Below are 15,540 nucleotides of genomic sequence, written 5' to 3' on the forward strand. Positions count from 1 at the left end.
TTGATACTGTAAATCTCTTTGCCATATTTTCACATTGGTAATCGATAAAAACCACCAAACTCATACTACCTTTTGTCGCAAGAAAACTTACTGTTTGGGGTGTTTCAGGATGGGCGCTACCAATAAAAGCCGAAACCTCTTCTTTATCCTCAATAACGAAATGTCCTACCGCTAAAGGTTCGCATGAGTCCCCAAACAAATTTGGCCCTTTTAATTCGATAGTTAAACCAAACTTGTCTTCTGTTTTATTGACCTCAAAGCCTAATTCATTGGCCAATTCATCTGTTAATTGTGTAGCCTTAATAGGGCGTGATGCTTGCGCATAAACGGAGAAAATAATGGCCAGAAAAAGCAAAAATTTCATTGTCTTCCTTGAAAAACATAACACCCCGCATAGAGCGCAAGCTTATGGGTGCAGCTTTTGAGCAACGCGAAATGCGCCCGTAAAGTTGTCCCAGCGACCGAAGGGAGTGAACTGATGCGATTGTTATGTTGCTTGATGTATTTGCGGTTTTGATAAAACAATCCATGTCTCCCTGCGTTAACCATTTAGGTAAAACAATAACCGTTTGACGCCAATACAGCAACTAATGCTAAACAGCGTGAATCAAACATTATGCGCTAGCGAACCCGAAAATAGCGGATTAAAAACAGTTGAGGGTGACTTTTGAGAGAACGAGCCATAGCTAGGTTTTACGTTAAAAAACCACTTTCCCGACACCTTGTTGACCGCATAATTTACTTATCACTTGTGGTTTTGTTAAACGCAAACATATAAAAAAATCTTATTGTCACCAGGATACCCAACTTGCCGACAATATACGCCACGCCATATTGATCTTGGTGCCAAATCCAAAAATATATAAATACTGAGTGCAGAGTTACTAGTAATAAACATTTAGCATAATAGTTTTTTATAATATTTGTGCAAAAATCGAAAACAATCATGTTGTAGAAAATATAAATGAAAAGCAGTGTAGTAACGTTTTCCGCTGTAAATCCGTCGCCAATATTCACTAAAAGCTCATAGTAGAGCAAAGTTAAAAGAAATATTGAGTGTATGAATATCGGAAATACTTCTCGATTCTCTGCCTGCATTAGCTTTCTATGCGACTCATTCTTTTGCTGAATTCGCTTATCAAGTTCATCCATAATTGCTAACACCCCGCATAACGGGAAAATATGCATGCGCGTTTATGAAGCGAAGCGGAATGCGCATTTAGATTTTTCCCAGCGAGCGTAGCGAGTGAGTTAATGCGTTTGTTATAACTGGTAGGTTTTGCACGATATTGAATTAACAAACCTCACTCCTTTGATGTTGTTATTTAATTTATAAACAGTACTCAATTTTAGCTGAAACAACAACTGAATTATCCTGGCGAAGACCAAACAGCAATTGCGCGCGCACCCGAAATTAGCTAATTAAAAATACCTTAGAGTTACTCTTGAAAGAACGAGCATGCACTGAAGTTTCGCGACGGAAACCAATGTTATTTAGCGGAAACCAAACAGCGAATGCTCGCGAACATGGAAACCATTGTCTTACTACTGAAGAATTTACAATTACAAACGTCGAGCTTGTGAATTCGCTGATGAGGCAATAACCAAACATCGGCAGCGCGCGAACCACGGATAAGAAAAACTAACGAAGCACCGCCTTTGAGCTTACGCCGCTCTTTAGCTTTTTGTGTTAAACATAACAACCTATTACCCGAAAAAATTCCGGTAATGCTGTCGTTTGATTTATCTTGGTATATGGGGTTTGTAGCATGACTAAAATCCTTTTAGTTTGTTTGCAGAGTTCTATAAAACAACGTTTCTTGTTTTTTTCCTTATTGCTGTAATGTACCAAATAACGGAATTTTTGCAAAGTATTGCTCTTTACAGGAATTATCGCTTTATTGTACGTATCACCAGTAATTTTTTGCAGTGAAAATCTAACGTGTTTTGAGCTTTTTAAAGCCTTTGTATAAAGTTTTTCGACCGTCCGCTTTTTCTCATTCAAACAATATATCTGCCGCGGAGGCACTTGTTGAAACTTAATATGTGTAGAATCTTTTAATTAAGGTTATTGTGAAAATCGTAACGTATCTAATTTGAACCGCGTATGACGGCTTATGCCGTTTACTTGCCTGTCAACGCCATAGATAAAAATCTCATTTCTAGCAAAAAATGACAACTAAAATCTAGAGCGCAATTAGCTGGATATTATGATTTGCGTTTTATCGGTAAAACCCATGACAAACAAGAGATTCGGTGCACCGTTAAGGGCGATCGTGCGCCTGGCTATGGTTCTACCGCCAAAATGCTCGGCCAATCTGCAGTGTGTTTAGTTGAGGATATAGCTAAAGAAGACAAAAGTGGGGGCTTCTGGACACCCGCAAGTATATTTGGCGATAAGATTATTGAGCGCTTAGAGGAACATGCAGGAGTGACTTTCTCGATTGAATAGTACTTGTATAAATGCTGCAGGCTATTACTGAGCTGCAGCTACACATCTACATCAACAGAGAATAATTATTTCATCCTTTAAATCCAAGCTGTAACAGCGCTGTTTTTAAAGAGTAAGTACCTGTGCGGTCAAGCCCTACACCAATAACATCAAGTGGCATATTAGTACCTTATTGTTAACATCAGTTTAGCCCGTGCCCATACTTTTGTATGGTGTAATCGTAAAACTGACTGTACACTATTCGGCTAATTAGTATTATCACAGTATTGGTTTAATGACAAAATCCGACCTACCACAAAGTGCTGATGCACCAGAAAACAAAACCCCGCGTCAGGGTATTCAGGTTATTGCCAGAGCGGCATCTATTTTACGTGCACTTGAAAACGCAGATGATGGCTTAAGCCTTGGTCAAATTGCAAAAAGAGTTGATTTGCCGCGGTCAACGGTACAACGAATTGTAAATGCCTTAATGGACGAGAATATGCTTGTTTCTGCGTCTTTAAACGCCAGAGTAATGCTTGGTCCTACTATTTTACGGCTTGCATCGAACACTAATTTTGATTTTTCGACTTTTGTAAGGCCTCATTTAGAAGCGCTAGCACAAAGTACTGGTGAAACCGTCGACCTATCCATGCAGCGCGGTAACAAAATGGTCTTTGTTGACCAAATTGCGTCTAGTCACCGTTTAAGTGCTCTTTCCGCAGTGGGTGAGGGGTTTTTGATGCATAGTTGTGCGAATGGTAAAGCGGCGCTATCGTTAATGTCTAATGCCGAAATTGAAGCTTTATTTACCAAAGGATTAGCAAAAGATACAAAAAATACAATTACCGATGTAAACAAACTTATGCTTGAAATTGAGGCCGTTAGAGGTAATTACATAGCGATAGACAATGATGAGCATACTGATGGAATAAGTGCTGTTGGCACAGCATTCAAAGATCCCAAAGGTATTATTTTTGCCGTATCAGTTCCTGTACCAACAGTTCGCTTTGTAAGAGACAAAGAACATATAATCGAATCATTAGTGGTATTTCGTGAAAGGATGATGGCTGTACTCAATCGCTAAGGTATTTCTACTGTCGATATAAATCACTTTTTTAAACACCTTGCTTCACTAAACCAACCTATACGTTCAATAAGGGTAGACTGAGACACACCCTGTATTGGGTTACCCGTTAATGCCCTTCATTTAGCCAACTAGCAATTTACTCATAAGACAATCGCTTACTCTGAGGACTTTTATTGTGTGTGGAGCTTTTGCATGGCGAGTATGTGTGCAATTAAAAACCGCAACATCTACTTTATTTACTTCAATTTTTACGCAACATTTTTTTAACAAAAACTTGACATACACTTACTTAATAATTCATAGTACCACTTATAAGTTCGCATGAACCGCAATGCGGTACAATAAATATTGGGTATATCGGAGAATATGTTTATGAAAGGGTTAGGTAATGCAGATTGGCGCGACGAAAGTTTATGTAATTTTGAGGAATCGAACCTAGAAAATAAAATGGGTTTGGAAATGTACGACCTAAGCCACCCTTGGGGTCTCGGGCAGCCCTGCTGGCCATACTTTAAAGATGTTGAAGTTAGACGTTTACACGGCATGGCAAAGTCTGGTGTGCTAACACAAGAAATTACCACGGTTATGCACTCTGGTACTCACATTGATGCACCCGCCCATGTCGTTGAAGGCACTCCTTTTATGGATGAAGTACCGCTTCCCTATTTCTTTGGTACTGGCGTAGTCGTCTCTATTCCCAAAAAAGAATTTGAAGTGATTACCGCCGAAGATCTAGAAAATGCAAGTCCAGAAATTCGCGAAGGCGACATTGTAATTGTTAATACCGGTTGGCATAAATATTATGGTGACAATACTACTTATTATGGCAGAGCGCCCGGCTTCTACAAGGACGCTGGTGAATGGTTTGTGAAGAAAAAAGTGAAGATGATTGGTTCTGATACACAAGCACTCGATCATCCCTTAGCGACCGCTATTGGTCCACATGGACCTGGCAGACCAAATGGCTTAATGCCAGATATATGCGCTGAATATGAACGCAAAACGGGCAGAAAAGTACTTGAAGACTTTCCTGAATGGGAGCCTTGCCATAACGCAATTTTGAGCGCAGGCATATTAGGTTTTGAGAATGTTGGTGGTGATATTGACAAAGTGACCGGCAAACGAGTCACATTTGCTTCATTTCCATGGCGCTGGACCAAAGGCGATGGTTGTATTGTGAGATTAGTCGCTATGCTCGACCCGAGTGGCGATTATCGCATTGCTAAAGGCTCGGCGAAGTAAGGAATACTTATGCAAATCACGCGTTTTGAAGACGCTAAGCCTTACGATGCTCCTAAGCACTACAATATGCTTGGTTTGCGCTTGCAAGGTTTTGATGCGAGTCTGAGTGAGAACTTTTGGGTTGGCTTATCGCAGTTCTTGCCCGGTGGCGGAGCAGAAATGGATAGTTCTCCCCTTGAAAAAGTTTATATCGTTTTATCCGGAGAGATAACGATCACATTAGGTAACGGTGAAGAAACCATTTTAAAAGCACAAGACAGCTGCTTTTTAGCCCCGAATGAAGCTAGGGCTATCGAAAATCGCAGTAATACGACTGCACACATGTACGTAATAATGAATTATCCAAAAGGCTATGACCATGGACCTGCTTAAAAACCCACACCAAATGTTCGACATCTCTGGCAACGTGGCCGTAATTACCGGTGCTACAGGTGCCTTTGGTAGCGTAGCCGCTAGGATTTTGTCAGGTGCGAAATGCAAATTGGTGCTAGCAGGCGGAAATCAAACTGCGCTAGCGGCAATTGCAGAAGAGCTTAAACAAGACGGTGCCGAAGTGTGCACCGTAAACTTGCGCCCCAACTCACCAGAGAATTGCCAAGCGATTATAGATGCAGCACTAGCGTCATTTTCAAGACTAGACATACTAGTCGTCGCATCGGGCATGAACGATGTATCGCCTATTGGGGACATGTCGCTTGAACGGTTTGAAAATGTTATGCAGGCCAATGTGACCGATTCGTGGTTAATGGCGCAAGCCGCTGGTAAGCAAATGATTGCGCAAGGTCAAGGTGGAAAAGTGGTACTTGTATCATCTGCCCGCGGAAAACTTGGGCATCCAAATGGTTACTCTGCTTATTGCAGTTCAAAACATGCTGTTAATGGTATTACTAGGGCGCTTGGATGTGAGTGGGGTAAAGAAGGCATAACCGTAAATGCGCTAGCACCTACTGTTTTTAGGTCAGATCTAACCGCATGGATGTTTGCTGATGACGAACGCGGAAAATCAACAAGAGAAGGGATGCTTGCAAGAATCCCTATAGGCCGCCTTGGTGAGCCAGAAGATTTAGCGGGGCCATTACTATTTTTGGTATCGCGCGCATCTGATTTCCATACAGGGCATACATTATATGCTGATGGCGGTTATACCGCAGGTTAGCCAATTATGTTAACAAATACACTTTACACACTACGACTCGAAGAGGCTATTTGACTATGCAGTATTCAATTATTATCGCCGTTTTCATTTATGAAATTGTGGTTATTGCTGGCGTAGCTTGGTTTTTGTCACGCAAAAAACAAAAACACGCCGATGGCGATTTTGCATTAGGCGGTCGTTCACTTCCCACCAGTGTGGTTGCCGTTACATTAGCACTCACTGTACTAGGTACGGCACATATTTTAGGTGTGTTTGAAATGACATGGTCCATGGGCGCTTCGGCGGTCTGGTTCAGTATAGCGCATGTTATTTTGTTAGTGGTTGTGTGCGCAAGTACGGGGCTATGGGTTCGTCGTTTAGGCGTTAGTACGGTTCCCCAAATTCTAGAAATGTTTTATGGACGCAATACACGCTTGTTAGTGTCGTGCGTTATGGCCGGTGTTATTTTTGGTATTTTGACCATTGAGACGCAAGGGCTAGGTATTATTATTTCGTCTATGACCGGTTGGGAAATTAAAAACGGGGCGATAGTGGGCGGAATGATAGGCGTACTATATGTGGTATTGGCCGGCATAAAAGAAGTTGGCTGGGTTAATTTGGTCAATGCCGTTGTAATGTACATTGGTCTTGTATTGGCTACCATTGTGCTGGCGTTTAAATTACCCGGCGGTAGCTACGAATCTGTGAGTAACTTTTATACGGATTCTGGCAATGGGTTTATGCTCAGTATTTATGGCACTCCTGAAATTCTATTGACCTTCGGTTTAGGCACAGTAGTAGCGGTCGTCTTTAGCCAAGGCATTAACCAAATGTTATTACAACCAGCAATGGCGGCTCGTGATGAGAAAACTATAAAACGAGCGTTGTGGATTGCGGCTCCCTTAAACGGCTTGTTCGGCGTATTTGCAGTGGTTATCGGATTAACTGCCAAGTCGATACCGGAATTCGAAGTCCTTGGACCAAAAGTTGCCGCGACAACAATGCTAGTCAATCTCCTTCCAGGATGGCTTTCTGCTCTTTTGTTAGCCTCATTTTTAGCGGCGATATTATCGACCTTTGCGATGACAAGTTTATCGCCAGCGACCATATTTACAATGGACATTTATAAGCGGCTTTATAGACAAAACGCAAGTGACGCTGAGCTCACCCGCGTTATTCGTATCACCATTGTGGTACTCGCCATTATTGCCATGGCGGTAGCGTCTTTTCTACCCCCCATTTTGGCCTCTATGAACTGGTTGTTCTCGTGGTTGGTGCCTATTTTTTGGGTGGTTGTGTTTGGTTTTATTTGGAAGCGACATGCAACCGCGGCAGTTCTTACGCTTGTGAGTGCGTGGATTGCTAATTCTTTATGGTCATTTTCGTCGCTTCCTGAGGCTCTCAATATGGCGGGAACCCCAAATGCCTACGTCACCCTTGGCGTCACATTGTTTGTTGGCGTGCTAAGTAACTTAATACTGCCGGGCGAAACGGGTTATTTCAAATCCACTGATTATGATGACCGTCTAGCTCAAATGAAGCAGGAGTAATGCATATGTTTTGGAGCATATTTTTAAATAGCTTGTTATTGATCGTGGTGATCATTGTGGTGGGTCAACTCATTGCTAGATTTATGTCATCGCGTGATTAGGATATTAGTCGAATATTATCAAAAAATTAGTGTTAGTTAAGAGGAAGCAATAATGGAAGCACTTTCAGTAACAGCAATCTGGATGGCAGGCGTTGTGGGTATGATGCTCGCCTTCGGCATCATTGCCTTGGTAGGCGTGTTGCGTAACCGCGGTAATAATGGCGATGACTAAGCAGCATCAACTCAAAAAAATAGTCGTCATAGGCGCAGGATTGATGGGCTGTGGTATAGCTCAAGTGTTCGCTAACAAAGGATTATCTGTGGTGATTTGTGATCCCATGGAAGCTGCTCGTGACTTAGCCTTCGACCGTATTCGAGAGAATTTAGATTTATTGGGCCAGAATCATGATGCGCTTAATCATATAAGCCTGAGCGAGGACTTTACCAAAGAAGCGAAAGACGCTGATATTGTTATTGAAGCCGCACCCGAAAAACTGGCACTAAAAAGAAGCATATTCGCAGCACTAGTGCCATGCACTCCAGAGCACTGCATATTGGCTAGTAACACCTCAGTTATTCCAATTCGTGATATTGCAAAAGGCGTAGAGCATTGCGATCGCATAATAGGTACGCATTGGTGGAATCCTCCTTATTTAGTGCCTCTAGTTGAAGTCGTTCAATCAGACAATTCTTCGCCGGCGATGGTTACGCAAATGATTGCCCTTTTAGAGTGGTTAGGTAAAAAACCGATTCATGTCAAAAAAGATATCACCGGTTTTGTGGCAAACAGAATGCAGCATGCGTTGTGGCGCGAGGCAATTGCCTTAGTTGATGAAGGCGTGTGTGATGCAGAAACAGTCGACATTGCGGTTAAAAACAGTTTTGGCATGCGCTTATCCGTCCTTGGTCCTATCGAAAATGCCGACATGGTTGGTTTAGATCTCACCCAAGATATTCATAACGTGGTGTTGGCAGATATTTGTCGTGATAAGTCACCCGCAAAGATATTACAACGTAAAATAGACGCCGGTGATTTAGGCATGAAAACAGGCAAAGGCTTTAAGTCTTATACGCCAAAACAAGCGGCTGATATCAAGCAAACAATGATAAATCATTTGCTTGAGGCTATTCATAAATGAGCTAGCGGTGAACAGGAATGGTAGCTAAGCAAGCTACTCCATCGTTAAGTCAACAATTAGAACAGAAGGTATTCAAATTATGGCAAGAGCAAATCGAAAAGTTATCTTAACCTGCGCTGTTACTGGCGCAATGCATACGCCGACTATGTCTGAATATTTGCCGCTAACGCCCGATGAGATCCGCGATGAATCAGTAGCAGCAGCCGAAGCTGGCGCATCAGTCATACATTTGCATGCCCGTAACCCTGCAGACGGTTCGCCTACCGGTGCAACAGATGTTTATGAAAAATTCTTACCGGCCATTCATGAAGCAACCGATGCAGTTATTAACTTAACAACAGGTGGCTCACCAACCATGACGGTAGCTGAACGTTTAGCGGCTGCAGAAAAGTTTGAACCTGAAATGTGTTCTTTAAATATGGGCAGTTTGAATTTTGCTATTTTCCCCATTGCCGATCGTTACAAAGAATGGAAATACGATTGGGAAGAAGACTATGTGCGCAATAGCGACGACTTTATCTTTCGAAACACCTTTAGAGATATTGAATACATCATGAAAACAATGGGTGCTAAGGGCACAAAGTTTGAGCATGAGTGCTATGACGTTGGGCATCTATATAACTTAAAGCATTTCATGGACCGAGGATTAATTAAACCACCTATATTCATTCAAACCGTATTCGGTATTTTGGGAGGGATTGGTGCTGAAATTGATAATCTTATGTTTATGCGCCGCACCGCAGACCGTTTATTTGGGGATAACTACGTATGGTCTATTTTGGCCGCTGGTAAAACGCAAATTCCATTGGTTACCCAAGGTGTGTTAATGGGCGGACATGCGCGTGTTGGTTTAGAAGATAGCTTATTTTTAAATCCAGGCGAGTTAGCTAAGTCCAACGTAGATCAAATTGAAAAAATGTCTCGTATTTTGGCTGAATACAACATTGACATTGCCACACCAGATGAAGCGCGCTCTATTTTAGATTTAAAAGGTAAGAATAAGGTCAAACTTTAACTAGATTTTTGTTCTGCGTTTATCACAATTATGAAGCAGGGCTAGAGTATTTAGTAAACATAATCTTTCTAATTTCAGCTTTGTTTTTATCAGTTTATTTAATTGATATATAACATGAATTTTGGACGAATTTAGAAAATTAATAACGAGCTATTTTACAAGTAGTTTATTTGCCATAAGTTAGTATCAAAATGTAATTCACATGTATCACATAGTGATTTTTGTGGCATGTGTTACAAATACTTAATCCAAGGGAACAATTATGATAGATTTCAAAAGTCGCTTAGGTTCGACATCGTTAGGTCATCAATCGCTCACACTTATTGCTATGTCTTTATGTATGGCAACTTACACAATACCATCTTCTGCGCAGGAAGTTGATTCTAACCAAAAGGTTGAACAAGAAAAAAGTAGCGCAAAATTGGAAGTTATACTTGTGACCTCACAACGACGCACAGAAGCTCTTCAAGATGTACCCACTGCGGTAACCCGTATTGATGGTAACGACCTGGCTGACGAAGGAATACCAGACCTTTTGGAGTTGCAATCTTTAGCACCGAATTTACAGATTTCTGTTGCCGCTGGTATGCCACGTGTTTATATCCGAGGGATCGGACTTACTAGCTTTGCGATGGGGAGCGAACCAAGCGTTGCTTTTCATGTTGATGGTGCAGTAATTTCAAGGCCCTCAGCACAAGCAAGCAGTTTCTTTGATGTCGACCGAATCGAAGTTCTTCGGGGGCCGCAAGGCTCTCTTTACGGGCGCAACGCAACGGGTGGATCATTAAATGTCCATACACGTCGCCCTACTGATGCAGTTGAAGGTTATGCTAATTTTCAGTCTGGAAATTATGGCTTGTTGGATTTAGAAGCTGCCGTAGGCGGAGCACTGGTAGAAGGGGAATTTAATGGGCGAATAGCAGTTAAAATCCGCAAGCGAGACGGTTACGGTGTGAATCAGTTTGATGGACGGGATTTGGATAATGAGGACCTTACTGCTGTGCGAGCTGGATTATCATATGCTGGTTCAGAGGACTTTGATGCTTTCTTATCACTCACACATTTTGAAACTGATGCTGCTGGAGACTATCACTACATTGGTCAGGCTAGACCCGATATCACTCCTCGTGAAATTGTACTTGGTGGCCAAGTCGCGGATAATATACGTGATAATAACTCAGAGAATTTAATAGGTGGTAGTAAAGACCTTGACACTCTGACATTGCAAATGAATTGGAATTTATCGGATACCGTAACGTTAAATTCTATTACCAATTATTTAGATTATGTTAGACATGCCCGTACGGATCTGAACGGAACTCCACTACAGTTTTATGCAAATAATCAATTTGAAAGTTCCACGCATTACTCTCAAGAGTTTCAATTTAATTGGGATGGAGATAACCACACAACATTGTTTGGGCTTTATTACTTTAATGAAGATATTGACGCTAGTATCACCATTGAAGGTCCTCCACCATATACTAGCGTGCTTAATCGACCATTTTTGCAGTTTGAGGGACAACAAGAAAGCGAATCGTACGCAGCCTTTTGGAATACTACTTGGAAACTGACAGAGAGTTTATCTCTCACCACAGGTCTACGTTATAGTAAAGATGAAAAGCAGGATGTTGGAACAAGAACGATTCCTACCGGAGTTGTTTTTCCAATAGCGCGAGATGAAGCTTGGGATGCTTTAACACCTACGTTAGGAATTGACTACACCATTTCCGATGACATTATGGTTTACGCAAAAATAGCAGAGGGATATAAAACGGGTGTGATGAACATTGGTAATAATTCACCAGCAGTTGACCCAGAAACTGTTATAAGTTACGAGGCTGGCATAAAGAGTAGATTATTTGATCAGCGTCTTCAGTTAAACATGGCGTTATTTAATACGACTATTGAAGATATGCAGGTTCAACGACCGGTTGATGGCAACCTTATTACGGTAAACGCCGCTGAGGCAGATATCAAGGGTATCGAGCTTGAAACTATTGCATTGATAACAGACAATCTAACGTTAAAGTTCAACGCGGCTTATCTCAAAGCTGAGTTTGCAGAATTTGTGACTGCAAATACAACATTTACACCCAATGTTCTTGAGGACTTAGCTGGTAATCCGCTACCTAACTCTCCAAGAACTCAGGCTGATATTTCCCTAGAATATTACTCTGATTTTGAAAATTTTGAAATAAAATCAAGAGTACAATATGCCTATACTGATGAGCGCTGGTTCAACGAATTTCAAGAAGATATTAGTTATCAAAGCTCGACAACTGTATTGAATGCAAATGTGTTGTTTCGCTTTGAGAACAGTGACTGGTCACTAAATATCTGGGGAAGAAATCTCACAGATGAAACAATACTATCTCATGTGAATGTGACTTCTAGTACTATCGGCCATGCTCTTTTAGCCACTCTCATGCCGCCGAGAACTTATGGCTTAACTGCATCTTATGAGTTCTAATTATGGTTAGCATTCAAAAATATTGTTGTGTTTTATGGGTTTTTTCGTTGCTTGTATTAGTTCTGCCGAGCCCATGCTCGGCAGATGACAGGGGAATCTCTTCTTCACGACCTAATGTTCTGCTGATTGTCGCTGATGATCTTGGTTACACAGATTTAGGAGCGTTTGGTAGTGAGATCGAAACGCCTACTCTGGATCAGCTAGCTATGGAGGGGTTACGGTTTACAAATTTTACAGCCGCTGCTTCTTGTTCCCCAACTCGCGCTATGCTGATGTCGGGTACTGACCACCATACTGCTGGGCTTGGTAATATGATTGAAAAGCTTGCAGACAATCAACTTGGGAAACCTGGCTATGAGGGGTATTTAAGTACTCGTATTCGCACTGTTGCTTCTTTGCTTTCCGATTCAGGTTATCTGACTTATATAAGCGGGAAATGGCACCTTGGTGGGAAGCCCGATCAATTACCAAGCTCACGAGGGTTTTCGCGTTCTTTTGTTCTGTTGCAGGGAGCCGCTGGACATTTTGATGATACAGGTCCAAAAGCTTCTATACCGGTATCTTCTTTTCGCGACGGTAATAAGCCTGCCGACTGGCCAAAAGAGAAGTATTCAACAGACTACTATACGGATCGTTTACTTGGATATCTTGATGAACGTGGTTCGGATGATACACCGTTTTTCGCTTATTTAGCCTACACTGCTCCACATTGGCCGCTTCAAGCTCCAAAAGAGTTAATTGAGCATTACAAAGGACGGTATGATGATGGTTGGGATGCACTTAAATCGAAGCGCCTCGAACGGATGCGTGAGCTTGACTCGAGAGCAGATGAGTACAAATCGGTAAAAGCTCCAACTTATGTTGCATGGGATACACTATATGCAGAAGAAAAAGCGGTAGAGGCACGAAAGATGGAAGTTTATGCCGCCATGGTTGATAGCATGGATGATAATGTAGCGAGAGTGATTGAAAAGCTAAAAGAGCATGGAGACTTAGAGAATACCATTATCATATTCTTATCCGATAACGGACCAGAAGCCAAAGAGTTGAATAAAGTGCCTGACTTTGGTGAACATGTTGCGAAATTTGACAATAGTCTGAACAGCATCGGCAGTATAAATTCTTTTACGTTTACCGGACCTGGCTGGGCGTCAGCATCTAATGCTTATCTTCGTTCTTTCAAGGGTAGCGTGGCAGAGGGTGGAACACGTGTGCCAGCCTTCTTTTGGGATGGAAGGCTAAATAGCGGTGGTCATATCGTGCGACAGCCACTCCACGTGAAAGACATTGCTCCTACCATTCTCGAAGCTGCAGGTGTTCATGTTCCTCGTAGCCCTTACGAACACGCAGGAATAAAACGTTCAGCAATGACGGGCAAAAGTTTTTTATCTTTAATCGAGAATGAGTTAATCCGCATTCACGATGAGCAAACAGTGTTTGCTACTGAGCTTTTTGGACGCAGAGCTGTGCGGACTGGCGATTGGAAATTGGTTTGGGAAGAAGTGCCATGGGGCAAATCTGATTGGGAATTGTTTAACCTTAAAGATGATCCGGGTGAAACGCGCGATTTAGCATTGAAAGAGCCTAAAATGCTCAAAGAGCTTATTCATAAATGGGAAATATACGAAGAAGAAGTCGGCGTTATTATTCCGAACGAACTTCGCGGATATTGAGCAATTGACATATTGTCGTTCAAAGAAAAGACAAAAATTTAAAGGTAGCTAAATGAATAATAATAGCAGACGAAATTTTATGAAGGGAGCCGTTGCTGCTACTTTAGCAATGCAAGTTCAAGCCGGCAACACCACAATTAAACAAAACAATGTTTCTGTGAATGGTATGAGGCGAATTGCGATAGAAGAGGCGTTTGTTACTCAAGCTATTGCTGACGAATGGGATAAATTTATCGCTGCAGGTAGCCCAAATGAACCGGGTTTTCAAAAAATGGGGGAGTCTATTCTCGCGGATAGTCTGGGTACTAGAATCATCCACGAGCGATTAGTGAATTTAGGAAATGATCGTATAAAGTACATGGATAAATGTGGCGTTGATATGCAAGTTATTTCGTTAACATCGCCAGGAATACAGGTTTTTGATGGTGCGCTTGCTAAAGAATTAGCTGCAGATGCAAACGATCAATTAGCTACAGCAGTTAAAAACCATCCAGATCGGTTTGCTGGCTTCGCCGCGGTCGCCCCGCAGTTGCCTGGAGAGGCTGCTAAAGAGATTGACCGAGCGATAGGCTCTCTAGGTTTATCCGGCGTAATCATCAATTCTCATACTCGCGGTGAATATTTAGACGATAGGAAGTTTTGGCCTATCCTAGAGGCAACAGAAGCTCGAAATTCCCCTCTGTACCTTCATCCAAGAGCGCCTGGTCAGGGGATGGTGCAACCATATTTAGACTATGGATTATATTTTGCAGGTTGGGGTTTTGCTGCAGAAACAAGTTTACATGCTATGCGTATGATAATGAGTGGAGTTTTTGACGAGTTTCCGAAGCTGAAAGTTATTTTAGGTCATATGGGAGAAGGAATACCTTTTCATTTAGACAGAATAGATAATCGTTATCTATTACAGGTAAAAATCAATGCGGTAAAACCTCTTAAAAAACTGCCGAGTGAATATTTTAAAGAAAACTTTGTAATTACTACCTCTGGCGTTTTCCAGGACTCTGCCTTGAAGCTTTGCTATGAGGAGCTCGGTGCAGATAGAATTTTGTTTGCTGCCGATTATCCTTATGAGTCAGTTGAGGATTCAGTCAAGTTTCTAGACGCTGCTGATTTATCTATTCAAGATAAGCATAAAATTTATTACGGTAATGCAGAAAAATTGCTAGGTTTAGCGACATTGTGAATTAAGAGATTTACTTAGTTTTATAAGCTGACTGGACTTACCAGCCATTGTTACTTTATGTGAAAAAGACGGGTTTAGTTGTTCTGTTTATTGCGGTTATAAAACTCAGCCTGATACTTGGCAGCATAGTATGAATAGACTTGCTGACTGGATTGAAAGTTTGCCTTTACCTATTGGTGTCATCGCTGTCACCGATGCTAGGACCAGACATTTATTGCAAGCCTGTGATAAGACCAATCGACTGGTCCCTGATCAAGTGTCTAAGGGTATTTTTAGGCATGAAATGCTTGGTAATGATTACCTGTCAAATTCGTGAAATTAATGTTCAACGAAGCTTTAGCTAGTCTCACAATACGAAACGGTACTGTCTGTTCTGGTCAAGTCCAACCGGACACATTCCTAAAGGAATTCTCATACTCAATGGGTGATTGATCGCCGTTTGACGAATGCAACCGCTCCAGATTGTAATATTTTACATACGCAGCGACATCTTGCGTCATATGCTCTCGTGTTGGTTGCGCTACTTTGAACAACCAATCATGTTTTAAACTACCAAAAAACCTTTCAA

The 15,540-nt window shown here is 41.8% G+C and carries 15 protein-coding genes and 1 pseudogene; 12 read left to right on the top strand and 4 right to left on the bottom strand.

Features of this window, described 5'->3' with window-relative positions; all coding sequences use genetic code 11:
• Positions 1-364: hypothetical protein (locus tag ACJAZP_RS18875; RefSeq protein ID WP_415232295.1), on the bottom strand; the 364-nt coding region annotated here is incomplete at its 3' end.
• A gap of 374 nt (positions 365-738) precedes the next feature.
• A complete protein-coding gene (locus tag ACJAZP_RS18880; RefSeq protein ID WP_415232296.1) occupies positions 739-1,152 on the bottom strand; it encodes a hypothetical protein in 414 nt (137 codons plus the stop codon).
• Positions 1,153-2,215: 1,063 nt separating this feature from the next.
• Between ACJAZP_RS18880 and ACJAZP_RS18885 the strand changes: the two genes are divergently transcribed.
• Positions 2,216-2,452: a hypothetical protein gene (locus ACJAZP_RS18885; protein WP_415232297.1), complete on the top strand. Its 237-nt coding sequence runs from the start codon at positions 2,216-2,218 to the stop codon at positions 2,450-2,452.
• A 70-nt stretch (positions 2,453-2,522) separates the two neighbouring features.
• Here ACJAZP_RS18885 and ACJAZP_RS18890 read toward each other — a convergent pair whose 3' ends face one another.
• Positions 2,523-2,612, bottom strand: coding sequence for a sulfotransferase (locus ACJAZP_RS18890; RefSeq protein ID WP_415232298.1), 90 nt, complete (start codon positions 2,610-2,612; stop codon positions 2,523-2,525).
• A 114-nt stretch (positions 2,613-2,726) separates the two neighbouring features.
• On the opposite strand from ACJAZP_RS18890, the gene ACJAZP_RS18895 reads away from it, so the two are divergent.
• From ACJAZP_RS18895 to ACJAZP_RS18945, 11 genes and pseudogenes are all read left to right on the top strand, one after another.
• Positions 2,727-3,518 (top strand): IclR family transcriptional regulator, encoded by a 792-nt coding sequence (locus ACJAZP_RS18895; RefSeq protein ID WP_415232299.1) that lies wholly within the window; start codon positions 2,727-2,729, stop codon positions 3,516-3,518.
• Positions 3,519-3,893: 375 nt separating this feature from the next.
• Positions 3,894-4,763, top strand: coding sequence for a cyclase family protein (locus ACJAZP_RS18900; RefSeq protein ID WP_415232300.1), 870 nt, complete (start codon positions 3,894-3,896; stop codon positions 4,761-4,763).
• A 9-nt stretch (positions 4,764-4,772) separates the two neighbouring features.
• On the top strand, positions 4,773-5,135 hold the full coding sequence (locus ACJAZP_RS18905; RefSeq protein ID WP_415232301.1) for a cupin domain-containing protein: 363 nt from the start codon (positions 4,773-4,775) through the stop codon (positions 5,133-5,135).
• Positions 5,136-5,148: 13 nt separating this feature from the next.
• The gene (locus ACJAZP_RS18910; RefSeq protein WP_415232309.1) at positions 5,149-5,919 is read left to right on the top strand and encodes an SDR family NAD(P)-dependent oxidoreductase; all 771 of its coding nucleotides are present in this window, start codon (positions 5,149-5,151) and stop codon (positions 5,917-5,919) included.
• 56 nt (positions 5,920-5,975) lie between these two features.
• A complete protein-coding gene (locus tag ACJAZP_RS18915; protein WP_415232302.1) occupies positions 5,976-7,448 on the top strand; it encodes a sodium:solute symporter family protein in 1,473 nt (490 codons plus the stop codon).
• 265 nt (positions 7,449-7,713) lie between these two features.
• Positions 7,714-8,628 carry a 3-hydroxyacyl-CoA dehydrogenase family protein gene (locus ACJAZP_RS18920; protein ID WP_415232303.1) on the top strand — a complete coding sequence of 305 codons (915 nt, stop codon included), beginning with the start codon at positions 7,714-7,716 and terminating at the stop codon, positions 8,626-8,628.
• A 79-nt stretch (positions 8,629-8,707) separates the two neighbouring features.
• Entirely contained in the window at positions 8,708-9,643 is a 936-nt protein-coding gene (locus ACJAZP_RS18925; RefSeq protein WP_415232304.1) for a 3-keto-5-aminohexanoate cleavage protein, read from the top strand.
• Between the two features lie 262 nt (positions 9,644-9,905).
• A complete protein-coding gene (locus ACJAZP_RS18930) occupies positions 9,906-12,116 on the top strand; it encodes a TonB-dependent receptor (protein WP_415232305.1) in 2,211 nt (736 codons plus the stop codon).
• A gap of 2 nt (positions 12,117-12,118) precedes the next feature.
• Positions 12,119-13,789: an arylsulfatase gene (locus ACJAZP_RS18935; RefSeq protein ID WP_415232306.1), complete on the top strand. Its 1,671-nt coding sequence runs from the start codon at positions 12,119-12,121 to the stop codon at positions 13,787-13,789.
• 52 nt (positions 13,790-13,841) lie between these two features.
• On the top strand, positions 13,842-14,972 hold the full coding sequence (locus ACJAZP_RS18940; protein WP_415232307.1) for an amidohydrolase family protein: 1,131 nt from the start codon (positions 13,842-13,844) through the stop codon (positions 14,970-14,972).
• A gap of 43 nt (positions 14,973-15,015) precedes the next feature.
• Positions 15,016-15,234, top strand: a pseudogene (locus ACJAZP_RS18945) (substrate-binding domain-containing protein); the annotation flags it as partial.
• 115 nt (positions 15,235-15,349) lie between these two features.
• Here ACJAZP_RS18945 and ACJAZP_RS18950 read toward each other — a convergent pair.
• A partial coding sequence (locus ACJAZP_RS18950; RefSeq protein ID WP_415232308.1) for an IS3 family transposase occupies positions 15,350-15,540 on the bottom strand: 191 nt, incomplete at its 5' end.

The sequence above is a fragment of the Psychromonas sp. genome (genome assembly GCF_047632955.1).
Taxonomy (GTDB): Bacteria; Pseudomonadota; Gammaproteobacteria; order Enterobacterales; family Psychromonadaceae; genus Psychromonas.

Bases quoted from the DNA above. Each gene is read 5' to 3' on its own strand.
- ACJAZP_RS18880 (WP_415232296.1), bottom strand. From the start codon at position 1,152: ATGGATGAACTTGATAAGCGAATTCAGCAAAAGAATGAGTCGCATAGA.
- ACJAZP_RS18890 (WP_415232298.1), bottom strand. From the start codon at position 2,612: ATGCCACTTGATGTTATTGGTGTAGGGCTTGACCGCACAGGTACTTAC.
- ACJAZP_RS18895 (WP_415232299.1), top strand. From the start codon at position 2,727: ATGACAAAATCCGACCTACCACAAAGTGCTGATGCACCAGAAAACAAA.
- ACJAZP_RS18900 (WP_415232300.1), top strand. From the start codon at position 3,894: ATGAAAGGGTTAGGTAATGCAGATTGGCGCGACGAAAGTTTATGTAAT.
- ACJAZP_RS18905 (WP_415232301.1), top strand. From the start codon at position 4,773: ATGCAAATCACGCGTTTTGAAGACGCTAAGCCTTACGATGCTCCTAAG.
- ACJAZP_RS18910 (WP_415232309.1), top strand. From the start codon at position 5,149: ATGTTCGACATCTCTGGCAACGTGGCCGTAATTACCGGTGCTACAGGT.
- ACJAZP_RS18915 (WP_415232302.1), top strand. From the start codon at position 5,976: ATGCAGTATTCAATTATTATCGCCGTTTTCATTTATGAAATTGTGGTT.
- ACJAZP_RS18920 (WP_415232303.1), top strand. From the start codon at position 7,714: ATGACTAAGCAGCATCAACTCAAAAAAATAGTCGTCATAGGCGCAGGA.
- ACJAZP_RS18925 (WP_415232304.1), top strand. From the start codon at position 8,708: ATGGCAAGAGCAAATCGAAAAGTTATCTTAACCTGCGCTGTTACTGGC.
- ACJAZP_RS18930 (WP_415232305.1), top strand. From the start codon at position 9,906: ATGATAGATTTCAAAAGTCGCTTAGGTTCGACATCGTTAGGTCATCAA.
- ACJAZP_RS18935 (WP_415232306.1), top strand. From the start codon at position 12,119: ATGGTTAGCATTCAAAAATATTGTTGTGTTTTATGGGTTTTTTCGTTG.
- ACJAZP_RS18940 (WP_415232307.1), top strand. From the start codon at position 13,842: ATGAATAATAATAGCAGACGAAATTTTATGAAGGGAGCCGTTGCTGCT.